We start from the raw sequence: 8677 nt of genomic DNA on the forward strand, positions 1-8677 counted from the left end.
TATATAAAACCCGGGACATAGCCCGGGCGGATATCTTCGATTACATTGAAGTGTTCTACAACCGTACCCGACGCCACAGCCACCTCGGTGGCGTCAGCCCAGAGGCCTTCGAAAAGGCCTCACCGTGAGGACAGAAACTGTCTACCGGAGCGTGGTCACTCCAGTAAAAGCATAAACCTAACGGATACGCACAGTAAAAAAACCTAATAGCGCGCTACACGATTGTTCACGAAGCCAGCCATTCAACACAATCCTTCCCATCCCCGCAAACTCCCGGATATCTCTACGCCCTCTGCCCATCGCAATATATCTTTACCGCTTTGTATGCCCTTTCCCAATCGAGATCGTTAATATTTACAACTCAGAGAAAACTTATCTCAAATTAACACCAGATCCCGTACCTCATGCTAACCGTTCCCATGAAATTAAAGAGATCACCTCTAAAAATCAAGTGTGATTATTACTTAATTCAAATTTTAAAGAGATGACTTTATAATAATATGAGCCAATTCTTGTAAATTTTCATCTTTTTTTTATACGCGACATAATTTTTTAACGATATTATAATATATAACAATAGAATATAAAATACCATTTTCAATAGAAAATGAAAAGATCAAAGCCTGAAACTTTAAGATAGCCAACACACATAATTATATTCATCAGTTCTCTTTTATATTTGTTAGCATAAATTTTAATTTACACACATTTAATAAAAGGTAGTTATCATGCTAAAAGAGTTTAATTCCTCACCTATCCCGGTGGGGAACATTGAATATTTACAATCAGCACAAAATTGGCAGCGGAAGTCCTTATCTCTTCAGGGGTTAAATTTACTGCAGTCCGTGCTCATCAAGCTCACCACAGGTAAAATTTCAATTACGTCATCGTCCGGAGAGTATATTACAACAACAGGACCAATGTTAATATTTTTGGCTAAAGAGCAAACTATTCATATCACCCTGGAAGAGACCAATGAAAAGTTAAATTATAATTTAATTGAATTAGATTCAGCATCAATCAAAAATGCTTATAACTTTTTTCTGTATGAACATGCAGAGTTTTCGGCCCCCCCGACAAAACCGACAACAAAGCATTTATTAGCGCCAATAGAAACAGGAGTGGCAAGAGTATTCAACCTCTTACACTCTTCAAATAAAAACCAGAAGTTGCCACAAGATAAAAGAGAATATTTAATAAGATTTCTACTTTCAGAGTTCATCTATGAACCTGAAGCATTTTATCTCTTTAGAGAACTATCGCAAAATTCAGTAGCCGAAAATATTTATAATATTATTATAAGTGACATAAGTCGAAAATGGACACTCAAGGATATTTCTGATTCACTTTATATGAGTTGCTCCACATTAAAAAGGAAACTAAAACAAGAGAACACCTCATTCAGCGAGGTTTACCTTAATGCGCGAATGAATAAAGCGGCAAAGCTTCTACGCAATAGTGAGTATAATGTTACTCGTGTGGCGTATATGTGTGGCTATGATAGTGCTTCTTATTTTACATGTGTTTTTAAAAAACATTTTAAAACAACGCCATCAGAATTCCTATCTTTTTTGTCTTCCTCTCAATATCAATTTGTCAACTGAGATATATAGCAATGCAGTATAAGAATAAGTTAAAGCATATTAACATAAAAAATGGCATCCTCTTACTCGCTGAAAAGTTTAATTTAACGTTGAGCGAAAAAAAGGTTATTTATTATATCGCAGCAGGGTTATCGGTAAAAAGCTGTTCAAACTTATTAGATCGAAACATCAAGACCATTTCAACCCAAAAAAGATCAGCTTATAGAAAAATGGCTATCACTACTGATGTGGAACTAATTCATTTAATGTTAACTGAGTTTTCTATTTCATTAGAGATAACTTGATTTGATCATAAAATTCAGAAATACCATGATTAAAATAGACTAACAGTAAAGTACTGGTCACATAGTAACGTTCTATTGGAGGTGCAGTCATGTCAGTAATCTTACAGTTTCAGATATTATGATTTCACTACAATAGTTATTTATAATATAGGTTTTTTCGTGACGTCAATAGATTCATTGAGCCAGAAAATGATCAAATAGTTTTATAAGCGGTAATATTCATATCACCGCTTTACATTTACATATTGTATATAATCTGGCTTAAATCGCCACTACCAAAAACACTACCGTTTTAATCCCATACATACTAACCTAAACCTTTTCATCCATTCAGTTTCATTTTCGGAATACTTATCGTTGTATTACAACTTACAGTTCTTAAATGTTCATGTGAGAGTTCAATCTTTCGAGTAAATAACCTTTGTAGTGATATATCATGGGTCGCAAAAATGACAATACTATCTGAGTAAAGATATTTTATTCTTTCCAGAAAATCTAAAGCGTCAGCGGTTGAAAGATAAGATGTCGATTCATCCAAGAACACCATCTCCGGTTTTTTAAATAATGCGAGACATAATAAAATTTTTTGTTTTTCCCCATTGGAAAGGTTTAGCTCATCAACAAATTTTTCGTCTACGTTTTCTTTCGAAAGAATAAGATTTCTACAGCATAAAGTTAATATCTCTATGATATCACTATCATCAACAACACCATATATCATGAAATTTTCACGAAGCGAGCCCTTTATAAAAGAGCTGTTTGTAGAGTGATAAGCGATACAGCTCTGTATATACTCTTCAGAAATGTGTGTTATATCAACATTATTTAGCTTAACTGACCCTGTATAGCAATTAATAGAGTTTGACAGTGCTTTAATTAAAGATGATTTACCCGCTCCTGATGCACCAACAATGCCAATAAAATCTCCAGGAACAGCCGTAAATGAGAGCGGTTCGATCAGTTTTCGTTCGGCAAACGAAATAGATAATTTTTCAACTGATAGTTGTTGAATCCGTGATATATATATACCGCTATGCGATACAAATGTATCTTTATCTTTTAATAGCTCGCTTAAACTATTCATGATGTGAAACGAATGTAATCGTGATAAATATAACTTATTAACGCCCCCAACTAAAGCCCCTGAGAGCCGAGAGTTGATAATCATAATGGCAATAATAGAGGCTGTCGTCAAACTACCATTGACGACAGCAAAATAGGATGAAATAAACATCACAATCATAGAAACAAAAGAGTTAGCCTTTATCATTTCAGCCCAATGATGATTTTCAATATTCATTTCCATTTTGGTATATTCGTCACGATTAGTTTTATCCATCAATAGCTTTTCAAAAAAGGTGCTGCGTAGAAACTTCAACTCTTTTCTTTTTTCTTCTAATGATATTAATGTAGACATTTTTTCATAACTGACGCTATTTGTTTGCAACGTTTTTTTATATGCAGAAAAACGGATATGAACACAAAGAAAAGCTAACGCTATATAATAGATAAACAAGGGGAAAGCATACCCCCCCATCATTACAAAAAGACATATAATAAACAAAAATGTTAATGAGAAATCTACTGAGATTAAAGGATAAGATTCCCAAAATGATGCTACAGAAGATTCAATAGTACGTATCTTTACTGCCGCATTTCTGCAGTTTGAAATTTTTAAAGCATATAAAAAAAAAGCATTGCATTTTATATTGTTACTTTTAATCTGAGAAGACGCTTTGTCATAAATAATGCTTTTTAAAATAAGCTCAAAGATAACAAAAATTATAAATATTCCGGTAACAAAGAAAACAGAATGATAAGAATCACTGTAAATCAAACGAGTATTAAACAAGTTTGAATAAAGTGGCGTCATCAAGGCAAAGAAAATCAAACCAAGAGCAAAATAACTCGCCCCAGGTGTCATCTTTTTGATAGCATCGAAAACATCCACATCATTTATATTTTTTAATTCTTTTGACAAGTAAAATATTCGTTTACTAAGTAAGTCGTCCTGTGTGACGATATCTGTAGATGTTAAATTAATTAGCTTATTTTTTTCTTTTTGTATAATTAAAAAATAAGATTCAGTCCACTCTACTATAAATGTTTTTGGTAGATGAGTATAATCGTAAGAATTATCAGTGGTTATTTTATAGTCAAAGAAGTGATTATTTACATAATCATTAAAGTTCTGTAATACATCACACATATCTTTGCTTTTATTTTTAAAAACAAAATCAATGTCTTCAACAAGACAATATTTCCTAATAATTTCAAAAAAGTTACTATTCATTTTTTCACTTCTTCTACAATGCAATTATTTTTTTTAGTTTCATAGATCGGTTGTTCTACAATAATTTCTTTATCTCCTAAGGCTGATTTGGCAACGATATAATTATAAGTGGTGTATTTTTTGGCCACCTCAAGACTTAAATTATTACCATATGTACAATATAGTCTGACTGCAGCATCAGATGAACGTAACGGCAAGAGATCCTTGACTGACAAAGAAAATCCTTTACCCATGACAACGTCAGTCTGATCTTTATTATCAGCTTCATAGGTTAGATTTGCCGAATCAAGCTTATTGTCTTTCGTTATAGCTACAGATAGCAAATTAGCTAATAATACAGACAGTAATAATATCATTACTGCCACAGCGGAAGATAATGCAGAAACAAATCCAAGCATAGTTTACGTTACCATACATTAAATACAATATTATCGCCGACTAACGCTGTAATGTAATTTAACAGAGTCACTTTCTTACTTAGCGCATATACATTAACCTGGACACCCTCTAACTCAGGAGGGACTATAATTTTATCATCTGGCTTTATTTCAACTTTGTAATAACGTTCAGCACCATTTTTTTCATCATCTGAGAACGAATCAGCACTTATCCTCGTAATTTCACCTGAGAGTGTTTTTTTATAGCCAGGTGAATTCACAGTAATTTTTGCCGTTGTGCCCATAAAGATAAAAGGCCTGTATTTTGCTAAAATACGAGCATCAATGACTTTACTTTCATTACTTTTCTTTATTGTCATTACTGGCTGTGAGTTTTCAACATAAGAACCCTTCTCAAAGCTACGTTCAATACTTAATATTATGCCATTCGTCGGTGATAAAACACTATTAGCCTTAATTTTATTTCTTAGTAGTTCCAATTGTCCCCGATTTTCAAGACGTTCTCTACGTAACTGTTCCAGTTGTTCAGCATTGTTATTGAGTTGCTCAAGGACGCTACTACGAAACCTATTGTTTGCCAGCTTAATGTCATTTTGTAATGAGAGTAAACTGATCTCCCCTGTAGTTATTTGAGATATAATTTGACTTATTTCAGTTTTATTATTTATTATCTCTATTTCTGGCGCACGGGCCGATTTAAGTAAATTTCCTTTCCTTTTCAAAAGAAGCAATCGATCGTGAAGATCGTTTTTTTCTTCAATCATCTTCTCCTCTCTGAGCTTTAAATTCTTTTCTTCATTTCTTAAAGAAAAATACTCATTCAAAAGCTTATAAGCACTAAGTTCCTGACTGAAGAAATCTTTATTTTCCGTACTAAACTCACTTTCCTCGGATATTTCTCCAGCCAGGAGTATTTTAAGCAATCGCTGATCCTCTTCCAGGCTAACGATCCGTCTGTCTGCAAATAATACTAACTCATTAAGTGTTTTTTCCTGGTGAAAGACATCAAGGTTCGTATACGAAAAAAGTATATCTCCGATATTAACCTTTGAGCCAGTTCTTAAATCAAATTTATTAATAAATCCTGAATCAGGACTGACTATTACTAGTTTATCTGAAGCACCGGTTATCACGCCAGTACCAGGAGAGACAATATCAATTTTCGCCACACAAATATAAACAATCAAAACAGCAACGGTCATAAAGACCGCTAACATCTTTCGCGATAGTAGGTTATTGTTCATATCACAAACTTAACAGTTCGCCAGATACCTGTAGCAAAGATATCTTGTTGATAGCATCACTAATTTTCATTTCAACCATTTTCCGCTCTAATGCAAAATAGTCGTATTGCGTGTTTAACATTTCATAATAAGATGATTGTGAGATATTATATTCTCTTTTCTGATTAGCTAAAATCACTTCTGTAGTTCTGCTTTGCTCTTCTAATCCTTTAAGTTCCTTTTGATTAGAATTTATCGTCAGTTGTAATGATTTCATTTTTGCCAACAATTCTTTATATTTAAAATCCATCCTTGTCTTTAATACCTGGTATGATTTTATACCGGTTTGACTAGCAATCTTTTTATCATAATCAAATAGGTTTACCGAAACCTGAATGCCCCCCCATGAATCTTTATCAATCCTTTGACTATTATTATATCTTTCCTCTGCGACCAGACTAACCTGAACTAATGAATCTTGCTGCCAGGCGTTAAATTTTGCAGCATTAGCCTGTTCGTTCAATAATTTATAATCAATATTATTATAAATTTCTTTCTCATTAATATTATAGCCGTTAATTTTATTAATTATACTATCGGGTAAGTTAACACCCCGCTCAGGAAAAGCAATGCCGGTAGCTAATTCTATATTAGACTTAAGTAGTTCAATCTCTTTATTAATACTCTCTGACTCAGTCTTTATTTTCTGGATCAAAAGGCGAGCCTGCTCAACATCGCTTGCTTTAGCGATACCAGATAGATATCGCCCCTCAATTTGACGGTATAAATCAATGGCTGTCTGTTCTAATTTAGTCGCCTTTACCTCAAGATTATTATAATATTTTATACCAATTAAATTCTCTACCAGTGACTTATACAAGCTTTCTTTTTCCTTCAGAAGCGACAGTTCAGCACTATGAATTCGACTATTCTTCTCTTTAAAACGGTCAACAATAGTTGTACTAAAAATCAAAGAGCTAGCAGTTATTTTTGAATCAGTTATGTCACCGCGAGAGGCATCTGATTTATACTTGCTTTCTGCGGAAACTTTAGGCATAAAATAGAGGTCAGTTTGTTTCGCACGTAACAATTCTGATTCAAGCTCCAGGGCCTTAGCCTTGATCATATCTGATTCTTTATACATCTCATTAATAAAATCTGCATAGTGTAAAGTGTCCTGACCAGCCAAAGCTAATGGGCTAAAAAACAGGCACCCCATGATGATAAAATTAGTTTTCATTAGTCAGCACCTCTACAATCTGCTTCATTTTTTTCTTAAACTTATACTGTTCATGGAAATAACTTTCCTGCCTGTCAATAATGACTTTAAGCTGTTCAGTCTTCTTATTTTCCATTTCCTCGTTAAACTCAGAGTTTTTCTTCATTAATGCCAGCAATGCGTTAACACCAACATTTAAATCCATTAAATGCTCATTACCAGCAATAATTTTTTCACTCGCTACCATATTGCTTTGATTAACATCCATTAGCGATGCATTAATACTAACAAGCGCATTATCACTTACCTCAGCAAATGCTTTTGTTACTTTTTCAATATTTTTCACAGTGGTATTTATTTGCAATAAATTCTCAGCCATAGTATTGCTGTTTACCACTAATAACTCTGAAAGGTCTGTATTCTCTGGAATATAAACTAGTTTATTTGCGATATTAGTATTAATTTCTTCCAGTAGCGTTATTCTGTTGAGTAAAGCGTGGAGCTCATTTTCTGAAGGTACTTTCTCTGGGTTTTTTCCAGTATTATTCTCCGTCTCGTAATAAAATTCCCAAAAATTTAGGCTTACCAAAAGTAATACTGATACCGTAACACCTAATATAGATGTCAGGAACGCAAATGACATTGCTGTCAGTGCCGATGAAATGGATGAAATCATTGCCCCCATTTTTGCTGCAAGATCGCCTTCTCCCCCCAGAGAACCGGAAATGGCCGAAACCATGTCGGTTAATCCCATAAAGGTACCAATCAGGCCTAAGGAGACGGCCACTGAAGCCGCGAGTTTAGTTTGCGTTGCCAGTAAAGCGTAGTATTTCCTTGCCTTTAATCGGAATACCCAATGCGTTAAAAAAAGGAGCAGCGGTAATATAAATAATACTCCACATGCATACGTAATTTGCGGTGCCAGAAAAGCGGCCTGATTGACCATATTTTTAATGGCAGGAAATAATAAGTAGCATACCGCTGTTAATATATAAAAAACCAGACCCAGAAAATACATTTATTTAATTACTCCAGTAAATACAAGATAGACTTTTTTCACATGCAGACGAATCCCCTTCTTTGAACTCCACTTCTATATCAGAAGGTAATTTTAAGTCTGTATAAATCTTCAATAAATTAAACGTGTTTTTTGCTTTATGGTTTTCTACAGATTTAGATACTGCGCCATAGAGCGTGATTTTCTTTTTCCCAGAGTCAACTAAGTGCTTGCGGGTTTGATAAAGATCAGACGATGAAAGTGAAACAGCGCCACTATAGTAAATGGTATTTTTACTAAGATTAGTAAATGAGTCTCTGAACTTTAATGCTCCACCATCAGATGTCACAATTGAATCAGTGCTTGAGAGTATGAATACTGTAGAAACAAGTATCAGAATACAAAGCGCTCCGCTTAGCCCATCAACCATTGGCGCCAGTTCTTCATCACTATTATTTTCTTCTGCACTCATAGCTTTTTCTTGGTATTGTTGGACATGATTTAATTATAATTAATAAGTACTATTCAGACATATAAGCATAGGCCTGACATATTATAACTTTAGACCATTGGCATATTGCTTGATTTATTTCGAACTGGCAGGAATGTAAAATTAAACTTCGCTAAAAACAAGTTAGCACACTATTAAAATTATTATT

Annotated in this window: 9 protein-coding genes; 3 read left to right on the top strand and 6 right to left on the bottom strand. The window is 33.9% G+C overall.

Going from position 1 to position 8677, the window contains the following annotated elements; all coding sequences use genetic code 11:
- The 3 genes from F4V72_RS21460 to rtsB all read left to right on the top strand — a co-directional run.
- The coding region (locus tag F4V72_RS21460; RefSeq protein WP_150342504.1) for an IS3 family transposase at positions 1–128 on the top strand (128 nt) is incomplete at its 5' end.
- 600 nt (positions 129–728) lie between these two features.
- A complete protein-coding gene (locus F4V72_RS21470) occupies positions 729–1604 on the top strand; it encodes an AraC family transcriptional regulator (protein WP_053509246.1) in 876 nt (291 codons plus the stop codon).
- Positions 1601–1888, top strand: a complete 288-nt coding sequence (gene rtsB, locus F4V72_RS21475; protein ID WP_072158706.1) for a transcriptional regulator RtsB — start codon at positions 1601–1603, stop codon at positions 1886–1888. Before F4V72_RS21470 ends, rtsB begins: the two co-directional genes overlap by 4 nt.
- Positions 1889–2210: 322 nt before the next feature.
- Here rtsB and F4V72_RS21480 read toward each other — a convergent pair whose 3' ends face one another.
- The 6 genes from F4V72_RS21480 to F4V72_RS21505 are packed head-to-tail and all read right to left on the bottom strand — an operon-like array spanning position 2211 to position 8490.
- Positions 2211–4181 (bottom strand): ATP-binding cassette domain-containing protein, encoded by a 1971-nt coding sequence (locus F4V72_RS21480; protein WP_053529136.1) that lies wholly within the window; start codon positions 4179–4181, stop codon positions 2211–2213.
- Positions 4178–4579 (bottom strand): hypothetical protein, encoded by a 402-nt coding sequence (locus tag F4V72_RS21485; protein WP_023249535.1) that lies wholly within the window; start codon positions 4577–4579, stop codon positions 4178–4180. Before F4V72_RS21485 ends, F4V72_RS21480 begins: the two co-directional genes overlap by 4 nt.
- 8 nt (positions 4580–4587) lie before the next feature.
- The gene (locus tag F4V72_RS21490; protein ID WP_227005871.1) at positions 4588–5781 is read right to left on the bottom strand and encodes an HlyD family efflux transporter periplasmic adaptor subunit; all 1194 of its coding nucleotides are present in this window, start codon (positions 5779–5781) and stop codon (positions 4588–4590) included.
- Positions 5782–5824: 43 nt separating this feature from the next.
- The gene (locus F4V72_RS21495) at positions 5825–7042 is read right to left on the bottom strand and encodes a TolC family protein (RefSeq protein ID WP_023249533.1); all 1218 of its coding nucleotides are present in this window, start codon (positions 7040–7042) and stop codon (positions 5825–5827) included.
- Positions 7032–8039, bottom strand: coding sequence for a hypothetical protein (locus tag F4V72_RS21500; protein WP_053509242.1), 1008 nt, complete (start codon positions 8037–8039; stop codon positions 7032–7034). Before F4V72_RS21500 ends, F4V72_RS21495 begins: the two co-directional genes overlap by 11 nt.
- Positions 8040–8043: 4 nt before the next feature.
- Positions 8044–8490, bottom strand: a complete 447-nt coding sequence (locus tag F4V72_RS21505) for a hypothetical protein (RefSeq protein ID WP_001271664.1) — start codon at positions 8488–8490, stop codon at positions 8044–8046.
- Positions 8491–8677: the final 187 nt, after the last annotated feature.

Source organism: Salmonella enterica subsp. diarizonae, assembly GCF_008692785.1.
Classification (GTDB): Bacteria; Pseudomonadota; Gammaproteobacteria; order Enterobacterales; family Enterobacteriaceae; genus Salmonella; species Salmonella diarizonae.